The organism is Devosia sp. FJ2-5-3 (genome assembly GCF_029201545.1).
In the GTDB taxonomy this organism is placed as follows: Bacteria; Pseudomonadota; Alphaproteobacteria; order Rhizobiales; family Devosiaceae; genus Devosia.
Genome location: NZ_CP104007.1, coordinates 4,113,296 through 4,136,972 on the forward strand (window position 1 = coordinate 4,113,296; position 23,677 = coordinate 4,136,972).

The following is a 23,677-nucleotide window of genomic DNA, read 5'->3' on the forward strand; positions in this document are numbered from 1 at the left end:
TTGGGCGCAATCATTCCGGATCGAGATAATGACCGAAAAAGCCGAACCCGAAGCCAATTGGGACGAGCTGCGCCCCCAACTCAGCAAGCTGGGCCTGGAGCTCGGGCCGCTGGTGGTGTTCTTCGTCGCCAATGCACGGGCCGATATTTTCACCGCGACCGCCTGGTTCATGGGCGCGATGGTGCTCTCGCTTCTGGCAAGCTGGCTGATCCTGAAGAAGATCCCGGTGATGCCGCTAGTGACCGGCGTCGTGGTGCTGGTCTTTGGCGGGCTGACGCTGTGGCTGCAGGACGACACCTTCATCAAGATCAAGCCAACCATCACCAATGTGCTGTTCGGCTCGGTGCTGCTGGGTGGCCTGCTGTTCGGCCAGTCGCTGCTCAAATATGTTTTTGGCGAGGTCTATCGCCTGCGCCCCGAGGGCTGGTGGCGGCTGACGCTCAACTGGGGCATTTTCTTCTTCGTGCTCGCCGTGATCAACGAAGTGCTGTGGCGCAATTTTTCGACCGATTTCTGGGTCGCATTCAAGGTCTGGGGCGTGATGCCGCTGACCGTGCTGTTCTCGATGAGCCAGGTGCCGCTGCTGACAAAATATGCGCCGGTGAGCGAACCCAGCACGCCAATCGGTGCCGAGGGCTAGCGCGCACTTCCCAACACAGGGTCTGTCGAACGGCGCCGCAAGGCGCCGTTTTCATTTTGGCCGGCGGCAATCGCTCAGAGTGCAGCGCCGAAAAGGCCGATAATTGCACCCTGGATCACCAGCACGCCGAGGACGTGAAGACCATCGATAAGGGTGAGCGACCATTTCATCCCCTCATAGCGATGGTTCATGATCATCACGGTGAGGACGAAGCCCAGCCAGCAGAGAATGGCGGTCGTGATGCCGGCGCCGAGATCGACACTGCCCATCAGCGCGGGCGTGAACAGCGCGATAAAATAGGCCATGACGAATTCGACGAGAACCGACCAGATAAAGGGCGTGTTGCCGACGGCGAGCTGCTCCCTGGTCTTGCCGAGCGCTTCCAACCATTGGCGGGAGAGGCCCATATACCAGGCTGCGCCAAAGGCGAAGCTCGCGATGGTGGCGACGATGATAGCGATCCAGTTGACGGCGAGAAAGGACATGAGACTTCCCCTGAGGCGCAGAAGGCGCCTGGAAGAAGCCTAGGAGTTTTTCGCGGTCTTGGACAATAGCCATCCGGCCGAACCCGAGGCGTCGCGCTCAGCGTTCTTCGGCGTCGGCGCGGGCTTCGATTTCTTCCATCTCGTCGTCGGAAAAGCCGAAATGGTGGCCAAGCTCGTGGATCAGCACGTGGGTGATGATTTCGCCCAGCGTGTTGTCATCGTTCTCGGCCCAATAGTCGAGAATGGCGCGGCGATAGAGGAAGACGGTGTTGGGCATCTGCCCGGTCTGGGGCACGGCGCCGTCCTCGGTGAGGCCAATGCCGACGAACAGCCCCATCAGCTCGAACGGGCTCTCCATGCCGAAGCCTTCGAGCACGTCGTCCTCGGCGAATTCGGCCACCGAACAGGTGACGTCGGCCGCAAGCGATTTGAACGGCTCGGGCAGTTCGGCCAGGGCCTTGGCGGCCATGGCCTCGAAATCGTCGAGGGTCGGGGCATAGAGCCCCGACCAATTGGTGGTGCTTACTGCCACTCGCGGATATCGACGAAGTGGCCGGCAATGGCGGCGGCGGTTGCCATGGCGGGCGACACGAGATGGGTGCGGCCCTTGAAACCCTGGCGGCCTTCGAAATTGCGGTTCGAGGTCGAGGCGCAGCGCTCTTCAGGCGCGAGCTTGTCGGGGTTCATGGCCAGGCACATGGAGCAACCCGGTTCGCGCCATTCAAAGCCGGCATTCTTGAAGATGAGGTCGAGGCCTTCCTGCTCGGCCTGAGCCTTGACGAGGCCCGAGCCCGGCACGACCATGGCCGAAACATGCGAAGCCACCTTGCGGTCGCCGATGACGGCGGCGGCGGCGCGCAGATCCTCGATGCGGCCATTGGTGCAGGAGCCGACAAAGACGCGGTCGAGCTTGATGTCGGTGATCTTGGTGCCGGGCTTGAGGCCCATATAGTCCAGCGCCCGCCATTTGGAGGCGCGCTTGTTTTCGTCGGTGATATCGTCCGGGTTGGGAACGACGCCGGTGACCGAGATCACGTCTTCGGGCGAGGAGCCCCAGGATACGATCGGCGGCAGCTTGGCGGCGTCGAGGATGACGACCTTGTCGTAATGGGCGCCCTCGTCGGTATAGAGCGTCTTCCAATAGTCGAGCGCCATGTCCCAGGCCTTGCCCTTGGGCGCGCGGTTGCGGCCCTCGACATAGTCGAACGTGGTCTGGTCGGGGGCGATGAGGCCGGCGCGGGCGCCGCCTTCAATGGTCATGTTGCAGACCGTCATGCGGCCTTCCATCGAGAGCGAGCGAATGGCCTCGCCGGCAAATTCGATGACGTGGCCATTGCCGCCGGCGGTGCCGATCTCGCCGATGATGGCGAGGATGATGTCCTTGGCGGTGACGTGCGGCGGCAGCTGGCCGTCGACACGCACCAGCATGTTCTTGGCCTTCTGCTGGATCAGCGTCTGGGTGGCCAGCACGTGCTCGACTTCGGAGGTGCCGATGCCATGGGCCAGCGCGCCAAAAGCGCCATGGGTCGAGGTATGGCTATCGCCGCAGACGATGGTCATGCCCGGCAGGGTAAAGCCCTGTTCGGGGCCGACGATGTGCACGATGCCCTGGCGCGGGTCGAAAGCGTCGAAATATTCGATGCCGAAATCACGGGTATTTTCGGCCAGCGCCGCGATCTGGGTGGCGCTCTCCGGATCGGGATTGGGCAGGGAACGGTCGGTGGTGGGCACGTTGTGGTCAACCACGGCCAGGGTCCGCTCGGGGTGACGCACCTTGCGGCCGGTCATGCGCAGGCCTTCGAATGCCTGGGGGCTCGTCACCTCGTGCACCAGATGCCGGTCGATATAGAGCAGGCTCGTCCCATCGGGATTGTTCTGAACCAGATGGTCGTCCCAGATCTTGTCGTAAAGCGTGCGAGCCTTGGTCATTCTAGTGTCGTTCCCAGCGGCAGGAATGGAAAGTTTGGATTGGTTCTAAGCCCAAGCGGGCTTTTGGGTCAAGCACTACCGTACTCACTGGTACGGTTCAGCCGGGCTGGACATCGCGGCCCTGCCGCAGTGCCAGAAAGCCAAGCAGGCTGGTGTCGAGACCGATGCGGTAGCGGCACCAGAGGGCGATGGCGATCTGCGCCACGATGCGCCCGCCCATATTGACCGCGGCAGCGCCGACGACACCCCAAATGGGGATGACGAAAATCTGAATGATAAAGCCGAGGCCCATGATGACGCCGAAGATGGCGACATAGGCGCGCTCGTGGCCGGTCATCATCATGACGATTTTCGAGGGGCCGGTGGCGGCGTCGAAGAGCAGGCCGAGGGAGAGCAGGACCAGCACCAGTGCGCCGCCCGCATAGGCCGGACCGAAGAGCGAGAGGACGAAATCGCCGAAGAACAGGAAGATGGCAAAGATGACGAGGGAGAAGGCAAAGCCCGCCCAGGCGCAGAGCGTGGTGATGGCCTGGGCCTTGCGCATGTCGCGGGCGTGATAATGCTCGGCCACCATGGGGGCGATGACGAGCTCGATGGCGAAGGTGAAGAGCGTCATCAGCCCGGCGGTGCGGAAGGCGTTGAAATAGAGGCCCGAGCTTTCAAGGTCGAGCATGAGGCCGACAAGGATGATGTCGGCATTGAGGGTGAAGGTTTCGATCAGAGCGCCGAGCAGCAGCCATTTGCTGAGCCCGCCCCAGCGCTGCCAATGGGATCTTATCGCGGCAGAGGAGAGGCTGGGGCGCAGGGAATAGCCCTGTTGGCCGGCGATGACGAATTGCAGGCCCAGCATGGCGAGGAGCAGCAGGGCCGAGAGAATGAGCGCATCGGGGCCGCTGAGGATGACGCCCAGCGCGTAAAGTCCCAGGACGATGAGCGGCAGGGCGAGGCGCCAATAGATGTCGCGCGGCAGCAGCGCCGTCCACAGCGAGCCCTGTGCCCGAAGGGCCGACGAATTATATTCGGACAGCGCCATGGGCAGGACGAGAAGCGCCGCGCCGAGGAAGTGCGTCACCGGCTGGCCGGGCGCCAGGAGGGGCTGGATCGTATAGGCAAAAAGGCAGAGCAGCGCGCCGATGGCGAGGCTGGCGGCAATAGTGACCGTGGAGCCGGAAGCAAGGCTGGCGGCGGCGGATTGGGCGTCCGCCTGCCCGCGCAATTGCGGCCAGAGGCGCAGGATCGCGGTCGACTGCCCCATGCCGGCTGCAATGGCGAGCACCGTCGCCAGCGCAAGGCCGAAGGCGAAGAAGCCGTATTGCTCGGGGTTCATGGTGCGGGCGAGCACCACATAGGTGAGGTAGGTGAGGCCGGCCGTCGCGACCTTGATGCCGAGCGAGCCCACCGAGCGCAGAAGGCCGGTAGACAGCAGCGCCGTCAAATCGTTTGGCAGGGCAAATCGCATAAGGGCCTCGGCATGAGCCGCCATCCTGCCAGAGGCGGGTCAAGAAGGTCTTACCGGGAATGGGGGATGGGAATTTTGCCGGGGATGGGGGCCCAAAGGTTACCCCCTCCTAGCCTCCCCCTGATAGGGGGAGGGACAGATCGAGTGTGTCGCGGGGCTGGGGAGCCACTGCGCCGCCCCTCCCCCTATCAGGGGGAGGTTGGGTGGGGGTATCCCGGCCAGCGGCCCTTTAATGCCGGAAGTGGCGCATGCCCGTCATCACCATGGCGATGCCGGCGGCGTCGGCGGCGGCGATGACTTCGTCGTCGCGCATGGAGCCACCGGGCTGGATAACGGCAGTCGCGCCGGCGGCAACCAGGGCCTCAAGACCATCGGCGAAGGGGAAGAAAGCGTCCGAAGCCACGACCGAGCCGATGGTCAGCGCGCCTTCGATCCCGGCGGCTTCCGCCGCATCGGTGGACTTGCGATGGGCGACGCGGGCGGAGTCGACGCGGCTCATCTGACCGGCGCCGATACCGGCGGTAGCGCCGTCCTTGACGTAGATGATGGCGTTGGATTTGACGTGCTTTGCCACCTTGGCCGCGAGCTTGAGATCGGTCAGTTCGGCCTCGGTGGGCTTGCGCTTGGTGACGACCTTAAGCTCGCAATCATCGACATTGCGGTTGTCGCGGCCCTGCACAAGCAGGCCTCCGGCGACGGATTTCACGAGCAGCCCCTCAGCCTTGGCATCGGCGAGACCGCCGGTCAGCAAGAGACGAAGGTTCTTCTTGGCCGCGATGATGTCCTGGGCTTCCCGGGTGGCCGACGGGGCGACGATCACTTCGGTGAAGACTTTCACGATTTCGGTCGCCGTCTCGGCATCGATCTCGCGATTGAGGGCGACAATGCCGCCAAAGGCCGAGACCGGATCGGTGCGCAGGGCCTTGCGATAGGCCTCGACCAGCGTTGCGCCGATCGCCACGCCACAGGGATTGGCGTGCTTGATGATGGCGACGGCGGCGGTTTCGGCGGGATCGAATTCGGAGACCAGCTCGAAGGCGGCGTCGGTGTCGTTGATATTGTTATAGGAGAGCGTCTTGCCCTGGGTCTGGGTGGCGGTGGCCACGCCCGGACGATTGTCGCCATTCTTGTAGAAGGCGGCCCATTGATGCGGGTTTTCGCCATAGCGCATGACTTCGCTCAGCGTGCCGGCAAAGCTGCGCCAGGTGACGTCCTTGAAGTCGATCTCGCGGGCGAACCAGCTCGAAATGGCGCTGTCATAGGCGGCGGTGCGGGCATAGGCCTTGGCGGCGAGCTTCTGGCGCAGCGCGAAAGGAATGCCGCCAGCCTTGATGGCTTCGAGGATTTCCGGATAGTCGGCGGGGTCGACGACGACGGTGACATAGGCGTGGTTCTTGGCCGCCGAGCGGACCATGGCCGGGCCGCCAATGTCGATATTCTCGATGATCTCGTCATAGGAGGCGCCGGAGGCGACGGTCTTTTCGAACGGGTAGAGATTGACCGCGACGAGATCGATCGGGCCGATGTCGTGCTCGTCCATCGAGGCCTGGTGCTGCGGATTATCGCGCACCGAGAGCAGGCCGCCATGCACCTTGGGGTGAAGCGTTTTGACCCGACCATCCATCATCTCGGGAAAGCCCGTGAGCTCGGAAATCTCGCGTACCTTCAGGCCGGTCTCGGCGATCAGCTTGTGCGTGCCGCCGGTCGAGACCAGCTCGACGCCAGCCTCCGACAGCCCGCGGGCAAACTCCGCCATGCCCGATTTGTCGAAAACAGAAAGCAGTGCCCGCCCGACTTTCACCGTCTTGCCCATTGAATGCGTCTCGCCGTGATTGAAAATGGAGGATTTGGCGGCTCCGCTAGCATGAAGCCGGGCCGAAACCAAGGCAAACGGGCCAGTTTACTGTTCGCGGGTGAGAATCCAGCCGATTTCAAAGCCGGGGACCACATCGGCTTCCAGCACGAGCTGGGTGGTGCGGTGGAAGCCGAGATAGGCCGACTGGCGCACGCTGTCGTCCTCGTGCAGTTCGCCACCCTCCCAGAGAAAGCTCCATACCTCGCCATTGGGCAGGGTCAGGCGGCGCATGCCCTCGCCCACCGGCGCGTGAACGGCAATGCCGGGCGCCAGGTGGAAGCGGATGGCAAGGCGCCCCTTGGGGTCACCACCCTTGCCGACGAGGCGGTCCTGGCCCACAAGGGTCATGCCATCGCCGATCAGGGTCAGTCGGCGCTCGATCTCGACGCCGAAGCGGGCGGCATAGCCGGCCGAACCGAGCAGCAGAGAGTGCTCGGCGCCATCGAGCTGGGGCGCCGGCAGGGCGACCCGCTGGCCGGAGCCCTTGCCGCTGACCGGCACCGCATCTTCCCCTTCGATGGTCGGGGAAGAATGGGCGATGGCCTGGCGGAAGAGATCGCGCGTTTCGGGCATGTCGAGCGGCGCCGGACCGCAGGAGCCGAGGATCAATTCGCTACGGTGGGAAAATTCGAAGGCCAGATGGCCGGCATGGGCCTCGCCATCATAGCCCGGCGGCGGGCGCAGCCCGCTATCGGCGACGACAACGGCCTCGCCGCTGCGCAGAATGCCGTAGCCGCCCAGAATGCGCGAGCGCGGCGGCACGCTGGGGCCATTGGCCTGCACCGCCACCAGCACATCGTGGGGCACCTGCCCGCAGCCGTTGAAATAGACGGGCTCGCCGCTCGACAGGGTCAGCGCATCAAGTGCCTCGTGCATGCGATCGATGCGGTCGGAGAGGGCCGAATGGGTCGGGCTCGAATGATTGGAGGCGGCGCGGCGGAGGCTCGACAATTCGACCAGCAGCGACAATTGCACACGCGGATTGCGCGATTTGTGCAGGCCCTCGACATCGAGTTGGCTGGCCAGCAGAGCGTCGAGCTTGGCCAGGCGCAGTTCGACATTGCTGCTGTCTTCGGGCTCGCACAATTCGGCGCCAAGCAGGCCCATAGCGGCGAACAGCGCCTCGACCGGCTCGGTGGCCATGGGCGCCCGCACGCGCAGGCTTTGCACCTGGGTGCCGAGGCTGCGCTGGATGGTCTTGGCCTGCTCAGGCGTGGCGCCATCGAGCAGGAGGGTGAGGTGACGGAGCCAGTTGAGAACGCGCTGGGCCGTGAGCATGAGCGACCAGCTGTCGGGGTCGAACTTGCCCTCGCGCCCGATCCAATCGAGCACCAGCGTGCGCGCAAAGAGGCGCTCCCCGGGGTCCCGGACGTCGCGAAAATGGCGCAGCCAGGAAAAGCCCTGGAGATTGTTCCACCATTCGGGATGGTCGACATCGACGCCGAAGGGCGAGGCGCCACCGGTCTCGATCAGCTTGGAGGCCAGCAGATATCGGCCCGTCATCATTTCACGGACGGCATCGCGGTCGGCGGGTCGGAAATCGGGCAGGTCGCCCTTGTAGGCGAGCTCGGCCAGTCCCTGCCAGGTCCAGCGCGTCAGGGGCGTGGTCATCAGCTTGTCGGCAGTGCGCACCAGAAGGCGGCGTGCAGCAAAGATGCGCTGACCGCTCATTGATGCCCTCTTACCCTGAGGCGAACGCAGGCAGGAAATATGCTGCCGCTGTTACTCATCACGTCCAAAACCCTTGCGGCTGTTCGACCGCATGCCTGATGCGAGCGGTCTAGAGAATTCACCCTGATTTGAACAGAACGAAAGACACGACCATGCCAGTAAGACTTTTTTAACCGGGGAAACTCGCCTCAATCACCCCGCACGACGGAAGCGGGCAACGAAGAAACCGTCCATGCCGCCCTCGACATTGGCAGGCGCCATGCCGGGATGGGTGCGCACGAGGCCGGCCGGGGTGACGGCCTGTTCGAGCCCCGGCAGCTCCTCCGGACGGACCGGATCGAGCGTCAGCTCGGGGAAGGTTTCGAGCATCCAGTCGATTTGCGCCTCGCCCTCCTGCGGCTCGAGCGAGCACACACAATAGATCAAGCTGCCGCCCGGCGCGAGCGCGCGCACCGCATTGGCGATCAGCGATTGCTGGAGCCGGGCGCGGCCGGCAATGTCGGTCGCCTGACGATGCCAGAGCACTTCGGGATGGCGGCGGAAGGTGCCGGTTGCCGAACAGGGCGCATCGAGCAGAATGCCGGCAAAGGGCTCGGGCGCCGCGTAGGTGACGGCATCGGCGAGGACGATCTCGGGCGCGTAGCCGAGACGGGCCATATTAGTCTTGAGGCGCTCGAGCCGGTGAGAATCATTGTCGAGCGCGGTGACCTTGTAGCCGGCCTTGATCAGCTGCGCCGTCTTGCCTCCGGGCGCGGCGCAAAGGTCGAGCACGGCGCTGCCCTCGGGCGCGCGGAGGAGCCGCGCCGGCAGGGCGGAAGCGGCATCCTGCACCCACCAGCGGCCCTCGTCATAGGCGGGCAAGGCATCGACCGGGCGATCGCGGAAAGGAATGCGCACCGAATCGTGGATGAGTTTTTCCGCCCCCAGCGCCTCGATGAGGGCGGGGTCCTCGTCCTTGAGGGTGAGGTCGAGCGGGGCGCCATTGATCAGCGCTTCGGAAAAAGCTGCCAGCGCCTCGGCGCCATAGGCCTTTTCCCAGATGGTCCGGAAATGCTCGGGAATAAGAAGGGCCTCGTCCATCAACCCATAGCGGGCCGAATTGGACTGGGCACGGCGGAGCACGGCATTCATCAGGCCGGCCAGGTGCCGGGTTTTCTGGTCTTTCTTGGCGGCCTCGACGGCGAGAAAGAGGGCGCTGTGGGCGCCGATATCGGGCAGGAAAACCAGTTGCGCCAGCGACAGGCGCAGCACCGCCTCGAAATTACCGGACCGCGGCGGCAGGCCCTTGTCCAGCAGTTCGGCCAGCATGACATTGATCTGGCCCTGACGGACGAGGGCCGTCGTCACCAGCCTGTTGGCCAGCGCCCGGTCGCGCCCATCGGCAAGGTCCTTTTCCCCCAAGGGAGAAAAATGCTCGCCGCCAAGCACGGCGCGGAGCCGCTGGGCGGCGACGAGGCGGAGTTTGAGCCCCGCAGGATCAGGTTTATGCTTCACGCTGTTCGCCTTGTGTTGCGACACGCCAGGCGCGCCGCGCATCATCCCCAGGGACCGCGCGTACCGCCGTCATCTTCGGTGCGGCCGGCGGTCGGTACCCGCCAGCCACCACCAATGTCACGGCCGCTCGAAGCGGGGGTGGGGCGGGGTGCGGGTCTTTGCCCCTTATCGTTCAGCTGCATCTCCGCCGCAAGCCTGCGCAGCGCCTCGATGCGATTACCGGTATCGGGATGGGTGGAAAAGAGGTTGTCCATCCGCGCGCCCGAGAGGGGATTGATGATGTACATATGCGCCATGGCCGGGTTGCGCTCGGCCGCGACATTGACCTGGCGGCCGGCAAGGGAGGCGATCTTGTGGAGCGCCGAGGCCAGGGCCAGCGGATCGTTGGCAATCTCGGCGCCGAGCTTGTCGGCCTCGTATTCGCGCGTGCGGCTGACCGCCATCTGCACGATCATGGCCGCGAGCGGGGCGAGGAACACCATCAATAGCGCGCCGATGCCGCCCAGCGGATTGTCGCGATTATTGCCGCCGCCGAAGAAAAGGCCGAACTGGGCCAATGCCGAAATGGCGCCCGCCAGGGTCGCCGTCATGGTCATGGTCAGCGTATCGCGGTTCTTGATGTGGGCCAATTCGTGCGCCACGACACCCGCCACTTCGCGGGTCTCGAGCTGGCGGAGGAGGCCCGTCGAGACGGCAACCGCGGCATTGTTCGGGTCGCGGCCGGTGGCAAAGGCATTAGGCTGGTCGGACTGGATGACATAGACGGCCGGAGTGGGAATGCCGGCGCGACGCGAGAGAATATCGACCATGTCATAGAGTTCGGGCACGCGGCTGCGCTCGACCGGCACGGCGTTTTGCATGCGCAGCACCAGCTTGTCCGAATTCCAGAAGGCAAACAGATTGGTGGCGGCCGCGAACATGAACGCCATGACCATCCCACTCGTGCCGCCGATAAAGTAGCCGACCACCATGAACAGGGCCGTCATGGCGGCCAGGAGCACGAAAGTGCGGAACGTATTAAACATCTCGACCCCTTGGGTTGGAGAACTTGGGCAATTATGTTGGAAGCCGAATGGTTCCGCGCAAGCGCGCCTCAGGATCTAAGCCGAGAAAAACCCATGAGTGACAACGAAAATCCGCCCATCGATGCGATCGAAGAGGAATCCCCGCCCCGCATCCTGACTCCGGCCGCCCAGCGCGCCCTGGCCGAAGCCGAGGCGCGGCGCCTCGCCATCGACGCGGCAGGCGCCATGGCGCCCAAGGAAAAGGGCGGGCGGGGCGGGCTCGAGCCGGGCCGCTATGGCGATTGGGAGATCAAGGGACTGACCTCGGATTTTTGAGCCTTTCCCGTTTCTCCCCGGGCGACGGGGCCGCGCCACACTGGCCTCCAGCTCAAGGAGATGAGAATGGACCAGACCGCCCGCCTCGACCTGCCCTATATTCTTTCCGGGCAGGCGCTCAAATATATCACCCATAACGAGGCGCTGGAGCGGCTCGACATGTTGGTGCAGCCCGTGGTGGAGGCCGAGGGCCCCACAATTCCGCCCGCAACGCCCCTGCCCGGCGAGGCATTCATCGTCCCCATCGGCGCGTCGGGCGCCTGGGCCGGGCATGGCGGGGAGATCGCTGCCTTTCAATCGGGCGCCTGGCGCTTTTACGATCCGGCGCCGGGCTGGCAGGTTTTCGACCGGGACAGCGGCACGTTGAAGATCTTTTCCGGCAGCCAGTGGGTGGCGGTAGCCGCCATTGGCGATGGCCTGCCGCAACTGGGCATCAACGCCTCGGCGGATGGCACCAACCGGCTGGCTATCGCCAGTGACGCCAGCCTTTTCAGCCATGACGGTGCGGGGCATCAGCTCAAGATCAACAAGGCCGATGCCGACGAGACCGCGAGCCTCCTCTTCCAGAGCAATTGGACCGGCCACGCCGAAATGGGCCTGATGGGCGATACGCTTTGGCGCATCAAGGTCAGCGCCGACGGCGTGAGCTGGAGCAATGCCATCACCATTGATGCCACGACCGCCACTGTGACCCTGGCCGGCGGCCTGCGGCCGGCGCTCGACAATGCCCAGAGCCTTGGCAGCGGCACCGCGCGCTGGTCGTCGATCTGGTCGGCGACCGGCACGATCCAGACCTCGGACCGGCGGCACAAGACCGATATCTTTCCGACCGATCTCGGTCTCGACTTCGTCTGTTCGCTCAATCCGGTCCGCTTCCGCTGGAAAGAGGGCGAGGCTGGCGTGCAGTATGGGCTGATTGCCCAAGAGGTAGCCGACGCGCTCGCCAGCACCGGCGTCAGCGGATTTGGCGGGCTGGTGCTGGCCGATCCCCACGATCCCGAGAGCCCGCTGGGGCTGCGCTATGACCAGTTCATTGCGCCGCTGATTGCGGCGGTACAGGCGCTGACCGAGCGGATCACTGCGCTGGAGGCACGCGCCTGAGCCCGCGCAACAAGGCCTCGACCCCGGCGCGATAGGCATCGAGCTCGGCGGCGGGGGCCAGCGCCGCGCGATCGAAGATCGCCGAGAGAAGATAGGCCAGCGGCACTGTGGGCAGGGGCGAGATCGTGCCCTCGTCCCGTGCGCATTGAACGCCTTCGATAAGGCTGCGCAGGCCATGGCGCGCGTCGATGGCGTCGACGGCCGCGCGGCCCAGCACCGAGGGGGCATCGACCAGCATGATCTGGCGGCGTCCTTCCGCCTGCATGGCCGAGAGATAGGCATTGCCCCCGGCCACCAGCGCATCGATCGTGTCGGGGGGAGCGCCCACCCCTTCCGTGGCGCTGCCAATGGCCATGGCAACGGCCTCGTGCTCGGCTTCGACCACCGCGCCGAACAGTGCCTGCTTGTCGGCAAAATGGTGGTAGAGCGCGCCGCGCGTTACCCCGGCCGCAGCCACGATCTCGGGCGTCGAGGTGGCCGCATAGCCCTTTTGCGCAAAGATGGCGCGGGCCGCCGCCAGCAGCGCCTGACGGGTGGCCGCGCGGCGTTCTTCCTGCGTTCGCTTTGCGTCTTGCATACATACAGCCTGTATGTTAATCACATTGATACATACAGTCTGTATCTAAGTCTCGCCCTTGGCAAGGAGGATAGAAATGCAATTCACCAGCCTTTACCCGTTGATCCAGGTTCGCAACGTGTCAGCGACCGCCGAATTTTACCGTGACCATTTCGGTTTTGCCCCGGTCTTCGAGAGCGATTGGTATGTGCAGTTGCGCGGACCATCCGCCGCCGGGCACGAGCTGGCCATTATCGCCTATGACCATGAGTCCATTCCGCCCGAGGGCCGTGAGCCGACGCGGGGCGTCATCCTCTCCTTAGAGGTGGACGACGCGGCGGAGATCGCTGCCGTGCTCGAAGCGGCGGGCGTGCGGATTGCCCAGCCCCTGCGCGACGAGGTGTTCGGCCAGCGCCATGTGATCGTCGCCGACCCGAATGGCATTCTCATCGACATTATCACGCCCATCGAGCCGGATGCGGACTGGCTTGCCGCGCAGCAAGGCTGAGCTCAGAAGGCGAGGCCCAGCGTCCGCGCCTCGGCGGGATCGAAATGGATCGTCACCGGAGCGTCATCGGCCGGTTCGGTGACGCCATCGCGATATTGGCGTTGCAGCAGGGTGACGGTTTGTCCATCCGCATCCACCGCCTCTAGGATATAGTCGAAGCAGGCATTCTGGTCGCCGAGGCCGCCGGCGATCTCCTGCTTGAGCGCATCGAGTTCGCGCCCGCCCAGGGGCTTGCCATCCTCGCGGGACATGGCGCGGACACTGGCCACCCAGCCATTGCCGGACTGGCAGATAAAGACATCGTCGCGGAATTCACCCTCGTCGACGAAATAGATGTCGACCGTATCGTCCCAGGCATTGCCGATCTCGAAGCGCGCGCCCTCGGGTGTCACATCGAGATAGATATCCGTCCACCGGCACTGCCCATCGGCTTCAAAATAGCACCAGCGCTCCGAGGCGCGCATCAGCGTGGCCACGGCAGCGTTGGGCAGGCGCTTGCCGATCTTGAGGCCGGACAAGACCGCCTCCGTTTCGGTATCGAAAGCCTGGGCGGGGCCCATTGCACAGAGGGCGACGACGAAACTGGCGGCCAGACGACGCATGGTTTCCTCCCGAAGAACCGCGCCAGTCTAAGCCAAGCGCGGCCCTGTGGGAACCGCACCTTGACATCGACGATCTCACGTAACATTTATTGTTACGATATAGTGAACGGGTTCATCGGCGCGGCTGCGCAGTACGACCGTTCCGGTCCCGAGAAGGAAATCGTCATGCAGGATATCGTCATCATTGGAGGCAGCTTTGCCGGGCTCGCCGCCGCCATGCAGCTCGGGCGCGCGCGCCGCCGGGTCATTGTGCTCGACACCGGGCTCAACCGGAACCGCTATGCCGAGGCGGCACATAATTTTCTGGGCCATGACGGCACGCCGCCGGCAGAACTCCTGCACAAGGCGCGCCACCAATTGCAGGCCTATCCAAGTGTAAAACTGGTCTCGGCGCGGGCCGACAGCGTGTCGGGCGAAGCCGATGCTTTCCAGATCGAAACGGCGTCAGGCGAAACCATCGCGGGGCGCCGGCTGATCTTCAGCCATGGCATTGTCGACGACTTCCCGCCCATTCCAGGCTTTGCCGAGAGCTGGGGCAAGACGGTGATCCATTGCCCCTTCTGCCATGGCTTTGAAGTGGCGGGCAAACGCTGGGGGCTGGTCTATTCCTCGCCCATGTCGCTTCATGCCACATCGCTCTATGGCGACTGGACGGACGATATTTCCCTCTTCCTCGATGGCCACAGCCTCAACGCCGAGGAGCGAAGCAGGCTCGAAATGCGTGGGATCAAGATCCATGACGCAAGGCTGACTGCTATCGAACACGACAAGGGACAGCTGCGCAGCGTCCTCCTGGCCGATGGCGCAGAAATCCAACTCGACGCGCTCTACGCCCATCCGCGCAACCGGCCTTCTGCCGATTTCCATACGCAGCTGGGGCTCGCAACCAAGGAGACGCCGACCGGCATCATGCTGGCGGTCGACGACAAGGGCGCCACCTCGCGGCCCGGCATCTATGCCGCCGGCGATCTCGTCAGCGGCATGCATTCGATCAGCTTTGCCAGTGCGTCCGCCTCGCTGGCGGCCATGGGCGCGCAAAGCTCGATGCTGGCCTAGGCCTCAGCGCAGCCAGCCTTGTGGACGGGGCTGCAATTCCATCAGCCCGTCCCGCGTGGCGTCGTCGATAGCGGCCAGCTCCTCGGGACTGAAATCGAGATTGTCGAGCGCCCCGAGATTGTCCTTGAGCTGGTCGAGCGTGCGCACGCCGATCAGCGCCGAGGTCATTTCGGGGCGCCGCAGCACCCAGGCCAGGGCCAATTGCACCATGGTCTGGCCACGGGCGGCAGCGATCTCGCCCAGTCGATCCACCGCTGCCAGAACCCGCGGCTCGATATGGCTGGCGCGCAGCGAGCCCTGCGGGTTTTCCCCGCGCGTGCCGGCGACATTGCCGGAATTGTATTTGCCGGACAGCACGCCCTGCGCCAGCGGCGAGAAAGCGATCACGCCGATGCCGAGGTCGCCACAGGCATCGATGGTGTGATCGTTCTCGATCCAGCGGTTGAGAACGGAATAGCTGGGCTGGTGGAGCGTCGTGGCGACGCCCATTTCCTTGAGGAGGCGATGGGCTTCGCGGGTCTGGGCTTCCGGGTAGGATGAGATCCCCACATAGAGCGCCTTGCCCGATTTCACTGCATGAGCGAGCGCGCCCATGGTTTCCTCGAGCGGCGTGTCGGGATCAAAGCGGTGGGAATAGAAGATGTCGACATAGTCGAGCCCCAGGCGTTTGAGGCTCTGGTCGAGGCTGGCGAGCAGATATTTCCGGCTTCCCCATTCGCCATAGGGCCCGGGCCACATATTATAACCCGCCTTGGTCGAGATGATCATCTCATCGCGATAGGGCCGAAAATCGCGCGCCATCACCTGCCCGAACAATTCCTCCGACGAGCCGGCCGGCGGCCCGTAATTATTGGCGAGGTCGAAATGGGTGATGCCCTGGTCGAAGGCATAGCCCAGGATTTCCATGGCGGAGGGATAGTCGCGCGTGCCGCCAAAATTCTGCCAGAGCCCGAGGCTGATCGCCGGCAGCTTGAGGCCAGACCGCCCTGCCCGGCGATAGACCATGCTGTCATAGCGTGCGTTATCCGCGCGATAAGTCATCAAACTTACTCCCGATGTGTTGCTTTCCTGGCCCCGTGACGCCGGGTGCCGGCAATGCTATGAGCGGCGCGATGACAAGGATCGACGCCAAGATGGCCCCCACTGTGCCCCAGCCCAATCATCCATACAAGGTTATGGCGATCTACAAATTCGCCCAATTGCCTGATGCCGAAGCGCTGAAATCTCCGCTCGCCGAATTCTGCTGCGGCCGGGATATCAAGGGCACGCTGATCCTCGCGCCCGAGGGCATCAATGGCACCGTTGCGGGCAGCCCGGAGGCGATCGACGCGCTGGCGGACTACCTCTTCGTCACCGGCCCGTTCGATGACCGGCTGGTCGGCGCCGAGGTGAAATATTCCTTTGCCGAAACCGCGCCGTTCCTGCGCATGAAGGTGCGCCTCAAAACCGAGATCGTCACCCTGCGCGCCCCCGAGGCTGATCCCAGCAAGCAGGTCGGCACCTATGTCGAGCCCGAGGACTGGAACGCCCTGATCGAGCGCAATGACGTGGTGCTGGTCGACACCCGCAATGATTACGAAGTGGGGCTCGGCACATTCCAGCGCGCCATCGATCCGGCCACGCAGAGCTTTGTCGAGTTCAAGGACTATGTGGCGCAGAACCTGGATCCCCAGCGCGACAAGAAGGTCGCCATGTTCTGCACGGGCGGCATTCGCTGCGAGAAGGCCTCGTCCTATCTCCTGGGCCAGGGCTTTGAGGAAGTGTTCCACCTCAAGGGCGGCATTCTGAAATATCTCGAGACCGTTCCGGCCGAAGAGAGCCGGTTCAATGGCGAATGCTTCGTGTTCGACGAGCGCGTTTCCGTCGGCCACGGGCTCGAACTCGGGTCGGCCACACTCTGCCGCGCCTGCCGCCATCCGCTGACGCCGGCTGACCGCGCCAGCTCCGATTATGCCGAAGGCGTCAGCTGCCCCCATTGCGTCGGCGAGACCGACAAGCATGCGGCCGCCGCCGAGCGCCAAAGGCAGATGGAGCTGGGCCGGAAGAAGGGCGTGGCGCATCTCGGCGATGAGGCGGCGCGGATCGCGGCCGAACGCAAGGCCGCCAAGCGCGCGCAGGCCGAAGCCTCGCGCGAACGCAACAAGGCCGACTAGGCGAAAAGCCCGGCCGCCTTCACGGCCGCGGCATAGCTGCGGCTGACGGGAATGATCGCGCCATCTTCGAGCTCCAGCACCGGCTTGCCGGACTGGCGGAAGGATTTGCGCACGGCGTCGAGCGCCACCCAATGGGAGCGATGCACCTGCAGGCCCGGGGCCGGTGCGGTCTCCCGCATGGCATCGGCGAGGCGCATCAGCACCATGCTCTTGCCCTTGTCGGTGGTGATCTCGACATAGTGGTCGGACACTTCGAGATGCAGAAGGCGTCCCCGCAAATGGCGCGGCAGCCGATCGAGCAGGGCGGGTTGCCGGGGCTCGGCGCTCTCCGCTCTCGTCGCATTTTCCGGCCTCGGCTTCATGGTGACCAGCAGCCCGACATAGGCGAGGCAGACCGCAAAGACGTAGAACCACAGCACCAGCGGATTGGGCATGCCCTGCGGTTCGGCGAAATAGGTGGCGAGGACGACCACAAGGCTGGCGGGCACGGAGCTGCCCAGCGCGATGAGACAGATGCGCAGCGGCACGGCCATGGTCTTGCTGAGAAATTCCCCGGCGATAGCGCCGCCGGTGTGGCCGCAGACATAGGAGGCGACCACCACGATGGCCCAATAGACCAGCCTTGTGGTCAAGGGATAGTCGAGCGTGCCGAAGGGACCCGACAGCGTCAGCAGGGCTATGGCGGCGGCCATGGCAAGCCAGCGCTGCGGCGCGGTGAGAATGGCGCGCATTTCACGAAGCGCGAAGTGCAGGAGAGGTGATTTCACGACGGCGTCCGGTCGTTCGCGAAGTTGATCTTGAGCTCAACCCACCCATGGCGAAGGAAGCGCCGGTCCGCAAGACCCTGCCCGCTCCCGTTCCGGAAAACCGCCATGTCGCTCGAGCCCCTCCTCTCCGCCCACCCGATCATCCAGTTGCATGCCTATGCCGGCGCGCTCGCCTTTTTCCTCGGCGGGGTGGTGCTGTTCCGCCGCAAGGGCGACAAGACGCACAAGCGTCTCGGCATGGTCTGGGTCTGGGCCATGGTGACGATCAGCGTCACCTCCTTCTTCATCTGGGAATTGCGCATGTTCGGGCTGTTCAGCCCCATTCACCTGCTCTCGATCCTGACGCTTGCGGCCCTGTGGCAGGCCGTGCGCTTTGCCCGCCAGCGCCAGATCGTGCGGCATATGCGGACCATGCAGATCCTCTACCTGGCGGCTCTCGCCATTACCGGCTGGTTCACCTTCATGCCCGGCCGGATCATGAACCGGGTGGTCTTCGGGCCGGAGGGGGCCGGCCCGGTTGAGAGTGCGATCTTTATCCTCGCCTCCATCGCAACCGGTGTCTTCGTCATCTGGCTGGTGCGGCGCGCCGGGGGCGGCAAGCTGCCTTTTGGCCTGCCGATCCGCCTTCTCCGGCGGGCCTGAGCCCGGCCGGGAAGCGTTATGGCGTCATACCACCGCCGTGGTGCGGCGGCTGGTGAGGATGAGCGCCCCGATAAAGCAGGCGCTCATCAGCAGCACGATGGTGGGCGCCGGGGCGCTGTCGATGAAGAAGCTGAGATAGACCCCGACCAGCCCGCAGCCGACCGAAATGGCCACCGCCAGCCACAGCATCACGCCGAAGCGGCGGGTGAGCAGGAAGGCGATGGCGCCCGGCGCAATGAGCATGGCGATGACGAGGACGATGCCGACGGCCTGCAAGGCCCCGACAATGGTGAGCGCGATCATCGCCAGGAGACCATAGTGCAGGAGCCGCACCGAAAGTCCGATGGCACCCGCCTGCTGGGGGTCGAAGATGAACAGCATGATGTCGCGCCATTTGGCGGCGAGAATGACAGTCACCACGAGCGCAATGATGCCGGTCTGGATGAGGTCCGCCGTGCCCACGCCGAGGATGTTGCCGAAGAGAATGTGGTCGAGATGGATATCCGTGCGGATCGCGGCAAAGAGCACGATGCCGAGGCCGAAGAGGCCCGAGAACACCACGCCCATCACCGTGTCTTCCTTGATCCGGCTATGCTCCTTCAAGAACCCGACGCTGAGCGCGCAGACCATGCCGGCGATAAAGGCGCCGACACCGAGCGGCAGCCCCACAATATAGGCCAGAACCACGCCCGGCAGCACGGCGTGGGAGATGGCGTCGCCCATCAGCGACCAGCCTTTGAGGACCAGGAAGCAGGAGAGCAGCGCCGTCGGCACCGCAACCAGCACGGCGATTATCATGGCCTGGACCATGAAGGGAAACTGGAACGGCCAGAGGGCCATTTCATACCATGCAATGTCCGGGGTCATTGTGCCGTCTCCCGCGCAACCCGGCGCCGTGCCGCCAGCATGCCGTGCTTGGGGGCGAAGAAGAAGGCGGTGAGAAATACCGCTGTCTGCAACACCACGATGATGCCGCCCGTGGCGCCGTCGAGGAAATAGCTGAGATAGGCGCCGAAAAAGCTCGAGAGCACGCCGACGGCAATGGCGATCAGGATCAGCCGGGGGAACCGATCGGCCAGGAGATAGGCCGTGGCGCCCGGCGTGACGACCATGGCGATGACAAGGAAGGCGCCGACCGTCTGCATGGCCGCAACCGTGGCGGCACTCAGAAGGGTGAAGAAAATCAGCTTGAGCCAATCGGTCTTGATGCCGATGGAGCGGGCATGGCTTTCATCGAAAAAGGTGACCATGAGATCCTTCCAGATCACCAGCATCACCGCGAGCGTGACGCCTGAAATGATCACCAGTTGCAGGGTGTCCTCGGGGGTGATGGCGAGGATATTGCCGAGCACGATGGTCTGGATGTCGATGGGCGTGGGCGAGAGCGACACCATGAACAGGCCGAGGCCGAAAAAGCTCGAAAAGATCAGCCCGATCACCGCGTCTTCGCGCAGCTTGGTGCGCTGGGAGAGGAACAGCATGGCCCCTGCCGCGAGACCGCCCGAAAAGAAGGCGCCGAGCGAAAAAGGCAGGCCCAGCATATAGGCGCCCGCAACCCCCGGAACGATGGAATGGCTCAGCGCATCGCCGATCAGCGACCAGCCCTTGAGCATGAGATAGGCCGAGAGAAAGGCGCAGATGCCGCCGACCAGGGCCGACACCCACATGGCATTGACCATGTAGTGGTAGGAAAAGGGTTCGAGCAGGGTCTCGATCATTTCTCGCTGCTCGACTGCTGATGGGTCATCTTGCCGTTTTCGCCATAGAGCACGAGCGGACGTTCATCGTCGGAGAGCACGGATACCCGCCTCGGGTCGTCGTCGGCATGCAGGCCCGGCCCGCCCAGCACGAAATGGCGGAGCACCCCGCCAAAAGCCTCTTCGAGCAATTCCCGGGTAAAGACTTCCGAGGTCGGGCCATAGGCCAGGACCGTACCCTTGACCAGGACGGTGCGGTCGCAGAATTCGGGCACCGACCCCAGATTGTGGGTGGAAACCAGGATCACCTTGCCCTCGTCGCGCAGGGCCCGCAGCAGGGCGATGATGGATTCCTCGGTCTTGACGTCGACCCCGGTGAAGGGCTCGTCGAGGAGGATCACCTCCCCCTCCTGGGCCAGCGCCCGGGCGAGGAAGACGCGCTTTTTCTGGCCGCCAGAGAGCTCGCCGATCTGGCGCTTGGCATAGGCGGTCATATCGACCCGGGCGAGGGCCGAGGCCACCATCTCGCGGTCGACCGGCCGCGGCATGCGTAGGAAATTCATGTGGCCGAACCGGCCCATCATCACCACGTCCTCGACGAGGACGGGAAAATTCCAGTCCACTTCCTCCGCTTGCGGCACATAGGCGACGAGATTGTTGCGCTGGGCCTTCTGCCCGGTCTCGCCGAGAATGGAAATGGAGCCGGCCACCACGGGGACGAACCCCATGATGGCCTTGAAGATCGTCGACTTGCCCGCCCCATTCACCCCGACCAGCGCGGTGATGGAACCGCGCGGGCTGGTGAAACTGGCATGCTTGAGCGCGGTCGTGCCGTTGCGATAGGCGACGGTAATATCGTTGACGGCAATGCCCGGGGAGGCGCTCATTGGCTAAGTCCGGTTGCAATGGTTGAAGTGGTGACCGCGAGCAGGTCGAGATAGGTCGGCACCGGGCCGTCGGCCTCGGAGAGCGAATCCACATAGAGCACGCCGCCATAGGCAATGCCGGTTTCGCGCGCCACCTGCTCGGCCGGCCGCGACGAGATCGTGCTTTCCGAGAAGATCACCGGAATATTGTGCTCGCGCACCGCATCGATGACCTGGCGCACCTGGCGCGGCGTGCCCTGCTGGTCGGCATTGATCGGCCAGAGAAAGAGTTCCTTGAGGCCGAAATCGCGCGTCAGATAGGAAAAGGCGCCTTCGGACGTGACCAGCCAGCGCTTTTCCTCGGGGATCGCGGCCAGGCGTTCGCGAATGGGCGCGACGGTGGCGGTGATCCTTTCGGCATAGGCCGCCGCATTGGCGGCGTAAATCTCGGCATTGGCCGGATCGACTTCGGCAAAGGCGGCGCGGATGTTCTCGACATAGATCAAGGCATCGGAGGGCGACATCCAGGCATGGGGATTGGGCTTGCCCTCATAGGGGCCCTCGCCGATCCCGATCGGCTCGATCCCCTCGGTCAGAACGAAGCTCGGCACGTTTGGAAGATTGTCGAGGAACTGGGCGAACCATTGCTCGAGATTGAGCCCGTTCGAGAGGATGAGGTCGGCGTCCTGGGCTCCCACGAGATCGCCCGGGGTCGGCTGGTAATTGTGGATCTCGGCCCCCGGCTTGGTGATCGACACCACATCGGCGACGTCGCCGGCAACATTGGCCGCCATGTCGGCCAGAATGGTGAAGCTCGTGACCGCCTTGACCCGGTCCTGGGCGCCTGCGGGCAGAGACAGGGCAAGCGCTGCAATAAGAGGCAAGGCGAGGTGCCGAAGATAGTCCATCAATTTCCTCCGAATTTCGACTGCCCCGACCGTAGTGCAATTGCAAATCATTCGCAAGAGCGTCTGATGCCGATCCGTTTTCTAGAACGCGGCCCCGTCGAAAAGAGTTTCAAGGCCCAGTGAACGCTGGATTTTTCGCGTCAGCCGCGCCGCCACGAGGCGATGGGCGCGGGCGATATAGGCCTTGATTTCGTCCTCGGTGAGTGGACTTTCCGCCGAGATCGCCACCCAGCCGGCGCGGGCGAAATAGGGTGCGGGGCGGATGCCTTCGAGTTCGGTCAGCAGCGGATAGGCCAGGTCCGAGACTTTGAGCCAGACCTCGCCGGGATCCTTGTCGAGCAGGCAAAAGATGCGCCCGCCGATTTTGGCGACCGAATCGTCCCGCCACTGCCGCACCAGCGTCGTGGCAGGCAGGCTGAGCACATAGGCCTCGAAGGGGGCGCGGCGCATGATGTCGGGATAATCGGGCGGCATGAACGGCAATCGATCAAATCAAAAAAAAACGGCCCGCGGAGCGGACCGTTCAAGGCGCATTCTACTGGGCGGCAACGCCGAGCCCGATGGGGCAGGACACCCCGGTGCCATTCAGCCCGCAATAGCCATTGGGATTTTTGGCCAGATATTGCTGGTGATAGGTCTCGGCATAATAGAACGGCCCCGCCGGCGCGATCTCGGTGGTGATATCGCCCAGCCCCTGCCGGCGCAGGGCGGCCTGGTAGGCTTGGCGGCTGGCGGCGACGATCTCGGCCTGTTCCGGCGTCGTCGTATAGATGGCCGAGCGATATTGCGTGCCCACATCATTGCCCTGGCGCATGCCCTGGGTCGGGTCGTGCTCTTCCCAGAAGGTCTTCAGCAGGGTTTCGAGCGGAATGATCCTGGGGTCGTAGGCGACCTTGACGCTCTCGGTGTGCCCGGTCATCCCGGTGCAGGCTTCCTCATAGCTCGGATTGGGCGTATGCCCGCCCTGATAGCCCACGGCGGTAACGATCACGCCGGGCAATTGCCAGAACAGGCGCTCGGCGCCCCAGAAACAGCCGAGGCCGAAATAGATGGTCTCGGCGCCCTCGGGATAGGGTCCCTTGAGCGGCGCGCCATTCACATAATGGGAAGAGGCGACATCCATCTCCTGGGGGCGGCCCGGCAGGGCCTCGGCGGCGCTGGGGATGGCGGTCGGCTTGGTGCGGAAGAACATCTTTGTCTCCTTTCGCCGCATAATATGGGGTGTCGGGGCCGGTTTCGCGAGGGGTCAGATCTCGCTCTGGCGCAAAAAACGCTCGCGGCGCGGCCGACGGCCCATCAGGGCCAGGACAATTCCGGGCACACCGACCACCGCAAAGGCGGGATAGGTGAGGATCGTGTCGAAGAGCCGCCCAAGCAGATCGGCAAAGAAACGGCTGCCCAGAAAGCTGTGAACGGTCTCGAGCGAAGGCGCGTGCAGTCCCGTCCAGACCTGTCCGAATTGGGCAAAGAGCACGGTGTTGGCGGCCAGGGACTTTGTTCCGTCGATGACAAGCAAAACCACGGCCAGGGCAATCAGCCAGGTGCCCAATAGTCTCAAGGCCAAACGCATGCACCAATCCTGTTCTTGAGCCAGGCGCCATCCCCGCCCCCGAGCCGGCCCAACCTTTTGACACGTTCGGCGCCCCTCTCACAAGGTGGAGAGGGTCCGATAAAAACAATCGTGACAAGGCTGAACTCCTCCCTTGCGCCGGGAAAGATCATCAGTATATTGCGCCTCGCTCGCAACCGCATTCCAGGCGGTTCGATGATCCGGTTCGGATCGTCCCAAAGCGATGCGGAGAGATGGCCGAGTGGTCGAAGGCGCACGCCTGGAAAGTGTGTAGGCGGGGAACCGTCTCAAGGGTTCGAATCCCTTTCTCTCCGCCATTTCCCTGTATTATCGGCCCGATTTGACCCCCGACTGCTGCGCCCGAGGGGCCTGTGCAGG

At 64.1% G+C, this 23,677-nt stretch carries 26 protein-coding genes and 1 tRNA gene; 8 read left to right on the top strand and 19 right to left on the bottom strand.

Annotated features, from left to right (window positions below):
- The first annotated feature begins 28 nt into the window (after positions 1 to 28).
- Entirely contained in the window at positions 29 to 640 is a 612-nt protein-coding gene (locus N0P34_RS19690; RefSeq protein ID WP_275604898.1) for a septation protein A, read from the top strand.
- A gap of 74 nt (positions 641 to 714) precedes the next feature.
- Here N0P34_RS19690 and N0P34_RS19695 read toward each other — a convergent pair whose 3' ends face one another.
- From N0P34_RS19695 to htpX, 8 genes are all read right to left on the bottom strand, one after another.
- Complete coding sequence (locus N0P34_RS19695; RefSeq protein ID WP_275604899.1) at positions 715 to 1,125, bottom strand: DUF1761 domain-containing protein; 411 nt, start codon at positions 1,123 to 1,125, stop codon at positions 715 to 717.
- 97 nt (positions 1,126 to 1,222) lie between these two features.
- A complete protein-coding gene (locus tag N0P34_RS19700; RefSeq protein ID WP_275604900.1) occupies positions 1,223 to 1,657 on the bottom strand; it encodes a metallopeptidase family protein in 435 nt (144 codons plus the stop codon).
- Positions 1,648 to 3,054, bottom strand: coding sequence for a 3-isopropylmalate dehydratase large subunit (gene leuC / locus N0P34_RS19705; protein ID WP_275604901.1), 1,407 nt, complete (start codon positions 3,052 to 3,054; stop codon positions 1,648 to 1,650). The genes N0P34_RS19700 and leuC overlap by 10 nt, the downstream gene beginning before the upstream one ends.
- A 97-nt stretch (positions 3,055 to 3,151) precedes the next feature.
- Positions 3,152 to 4,513, bottom strand: coding sequence for an oligosaccharide flippase family protein (locus N0P34_RS19710; RefSeq protein ID WP_275604902.1), 1,362 nt, complete (start codon positions 4,511 to 4,513; stop codon positions 3,152 to 3,154).
- A 229-nt stretch (positions 4,514 to 4,742) separates the two neighbouring features.
- Positions 4,743 to 6,326 carry a bifunctional phosphoribosylaminoimidazolecarboxamide formyltransferase/IMP cyclohydrolase gene (gene purH / locus N0P34_RS19715; RefSeq protein WP_275604903.1) on the bottom strand — a complete coding sequence of 528 codons (1,584 nt, stop codon included), beginning with the start codon at positions 6,324 to 6,326 and terminating at the stop codon, positions 4,743 to 4,745.
- Between the two features lie 87 nt (positions 6,327 to 6,413).
- Complete coding sequence (locus N0P34_RS19720) at positions 6,414 to 8,039, bottom strand: heparinase II/III family protein (RefSeq protein WP_275604904.1); 1,626 nt, start codon at positions 8,037 to 8,039, stop codon at positions 6,414 to 6,416.
- Between the two features lie 192 nt (positions 8,040 to 8,231).
- Positions 8,232 to 9,533 (bottom strand): RsmB/NOP family class I SAM-dependent RNA methyltransferase, encoded by a 1,302-nt coding sequence (locus tag N0P34_RS19725; RefSeq protein ID WP_275604905.1) that lies wholly within the window; start codon positions 9,531 to 9,533, stop codon positions 8,232 to 8,234.
- Between the two features lie 41 nt (positions 9,534 to 9,574).
- Complete coding sequence (gene htpX, locus N0P34_RS19730; RefSeq protein WP_275604906.1) at positions 9,575 to 10,558, bottom strand: zinc metalloprotease HtpX; 984 nt, start codon at positions 10,556 to 10,558, stop codon at positions 9,575 to 9,577.
- 93 nt (positions 10,559 to 10,651) lie between these two features.
- On the opposite strand from htpX, the gene N0P34_RS19735 reads away from it, so the two are divergent.
- Together N0P34_RS19735 and N0P34_RS19740 are read left to right on the top strand one after the other, a co-directional pair.
- The gene (locus N0P34_RS19735) at positions 10,652 to 10,873 is read left to right on the top strand and encodes a DUF1674 domain-containing protein (RefSeq protein WP_275604907.1); all 222 of its coding nucleotides are present in this window, start codon (positions 10,652 to 10,654) and stop codon (positions 10,871 to 10,873) included.
- Positions 10,874 to 10,939: 66 nt separating this feature from the next.
- Entirely contained in the window at positions 10,940 to 11,974 is a 1,035-nt protein-coding gene (locus N0P34_RS19740) for a DUF2793 domain-containing protein (RefSeq protein WP_275604908.1), read from the top strand.
- Here N0P34_RS19740 and N0P34_RS19745 read toward each other — a convergent pair.
- The gene (locus N0P34_RS19745) at positions 11,949 to 12,551 is read right to left on the bottom strand and encodes a TetR/AcrR family transcriptional regulator (RefSeq protein WP_275604909.1); all 603 of its coding nucleotides are present in this window, start codon (positions 12,549 to 12,551) and stop codon (positions 11,949 to 11,951) included. The two genes, N0P34_RS19740 and N0P34_RS19745, sit on opposite strands and share 26 nt — an antisense overlap.
- Before the next feature lie 76 nt (positions 12,552 to 12,627).
- On the opposite strand from N0P34_RS19745, the gene N0P34_RS19750 reads away from it, so the two are divergent.
- Positions 12,628 to 13,038 (top strand): VOC family protein, encoded by a 411-nt coding sequence (locus N0P34_RS19750; RefSeq protein WP_275604910.1) that lies wholly within the window; start codon positions 12,628 to 12,630, stop codon positions 13,036 to 13,038.
- 2 nt (positions 13,039 to 13,040) lie between these two features.
- Here the strand turns inward: N0P34_RS19750 and N0P34_RS19755 are convergent, their stop codons facing one another.
- On the bottom strand, positions 13,041 to 13,640 hold the full coding sequence (locus tag N0P34_RS19755; protein ID WP_275604911.1) for a hypothetical protein: 600 nt from the start codon (positions 13,638 to 13,640) through the stop codon (positions 13,041 to 13,043).
- Positions 13,641 to 13,805: 165 nt separating this feature from the next.
- On the opposite strand from N0P34_RS19755, the gene N0P34_RS19760 reads away from it, so the two are divergent.
- Positions 13,806 to 14,696: an NAD(P)/FAD-dependent oxidoreductase gene (locus N0P34_RS19760; RefSeq protein WP_275607037.1), complete on the top strand. Its 891-nt coding sequence runs from the start codon at positions 13,806 to 13,808 to the stop codon at positions 14,694 to 14,696.
- Positions 14,697 to 14,699: 3 nt separating this feature from the next.
- On the opposite strand, the gene N0P34_RS19765 is transcribed toward N0P34_RS19760, so the two are convergent.
- A complete protein-coding gene (locus tag N0P34_RS19765) occupies positions 14,700 to 15,737 on the bottom strand; it encodes an aldo/keto reductase (protein WP_275604912.1) in 1,038 nt (345 codons plus the stop codon).
- A 92-nt stretch (positions 15,738 to 15,829) separates the two neighbouring features.
- Between N0P34_RS19765 and N0P34_RS19770 the strand changes: the two genes are divergently transcribed.
- The gene (locus N0P34_RS19770; RefSeq protein WP_275607038.1) at positions 15,830 to 16,849 is read left to right on the top strand and encodes a rhodanese-related sulfurtransferase; all 1,020 of its coding nucleotides are present in this window, start codon (positions 15,830 to 15,832) and stop codon (positions 16,847 to 16,849) included.
- Here N0P34_RS19770 and N0P34_RS19775 read toward each other — a convergent pair.
- Positions 16,846 to 17,616: a LytTR family DNA-binding domain-containing protein gene (locus N0P34_RS19775; RefSeq protein ID WP_275604913.1), complete on the bottom strand. Its 771-nt coding sequence runs from the start codon at positions 17,614 to 17,616 to the stop codon at positions 16,846 to 16,848. The genes N0P34_RS19770 and N0P34_RS19775 overlap by 4 nt on opposite strands.
- A gap of 105 nt (positions 17,617 to 17,721) precedes the next feature.
- Here N0P34_RS19775 and N0P34_RS19780 point away from each other — a divergent pair, with 105 nt between their 5' ends.
- On the top strand, positions 17,722 to 18,258 hold the full coding sequence (locus N0P34_RS19780) for a DUF2306 domain-containing protein (protein ID WP_275604914.1): 537 nt from the start codon (positions 17,722 to 17,724) through the stop codon (positions 18,256 to 18,258).
- A 24-nt stretch (positions 18,259 to 18,282) separates the two neighbouring features.
- On the opposite strand, the gene N0P34_RS19785 is transcribed toward N0P34_RS19780, so the two are convergent.
- The 7 genes from N0P34_RS19785 to N0P34_RS19815 all read right to left on the bottom strand — a co-directional run bounded on the left by N0P34_RS19785 (position 18,283) and on the right by N0P34_RS19815 (position 23,299).
- Positions 18,283 to 19,125 carry a metal ABC transporter permease gene (locus N0P34_RS19785; protein WP_275604915.1) on the bottom strand — a complete coding sequence of 281 codons (843 nt, stop codon included), beginning with the start codon at positions 19,123 to 19,125 and terminating at the stop codon, positions 18,283 to 18,285.
- A complete protein-coding gene (locus N0P34_RS19790) occupies positions 19,122 to 19,976 on the bottom strand; it encodes a metal ABC transporter permease (protein ID WP_275604916.1) in 855 nt (284 codons plus the stop codon). Before N0P34_RS19790 ends, N0P34_RS19785 begins: the two co-directional genes overlap by 4 nt.
- Positions 19,973 to 20,842, bottom strand: a complete 870-nt coding sequence (locus N0P34_RS19795) for a manganese/iron ABC transporter ATP-binding protein (protein WP_275604917.1) — start codon at positions 20,840 to 20,842, stop codon at positions 19,973 to 19,975. The genes N0P34_RS19790 and N0P34_RS19795 overlap by 4 nt, the downstream gene beginning before the upstream one ends.
- On the bottom strand, positions 20,839 to 21,729 hold the full coding sequence (locus N0P34_RS19800; protein ID WP_275604918.1) for a metal ABC transporter substrate-binding protein: 891 nt from the start codon (positions 21,727 to 21,729) through the stop codon (positions 20,839 to 20,841). Before N0P34_RS19800 ends, N0P34_RS19795 begins: the two co-directional genes overlap by 4 nt.
- 81 nt (positions 21,730 to 21,810) lie before the next feature.
- Entirely contained in the window at positions 21,811 to 22,203 is a 393-nt protein-coding gene (locus N0P34_RS19805; protein WP_275604919.1) for an MmcQ/YjbR family DNA-binding protein, read from the bottom strand.
- A gap of 61 nt (positions 22,204 to 22,264) precedes the next feature.
- Positions 22,265 to 22,921: a peptide-methionine (S)-S-oxide reductase MsrA gene (gene msrA / locus N0P34_RS19810; protein ID WP_275604920.1), complete on the bottom strand. Its 657-nt coding sequence runs from the start codon at positions 22,919 to 22,921 to the stop codon at positions 22,265 to 22,267.
- Positions 22,922 to 22,975: 54 nt separating this feature from the next.
- On the bottom strand, positions 22,976 to 23,299 hold the full coding sequence (locus N0P34_RS19815; RefSeq protein WP_275604921.1) for a hypothetical protein: 324 nt from the start codon (positions 23,297 to 23,299) through the stop codon (positions 22,976 to 22,978).
- Between the two features lie 227 nt (positions 23,300 to 23,526).
- Here N0P34_RS19815 and N0P34_RS19820 point away from each other — a divergent pair.
- Positions 23,527 to 23,616 (top strand) — tRNA-Ser (locus tag N0P34_RS19820).
- Positions 23,617 to 23,677 lie beyond the last annotated feature (61 nt).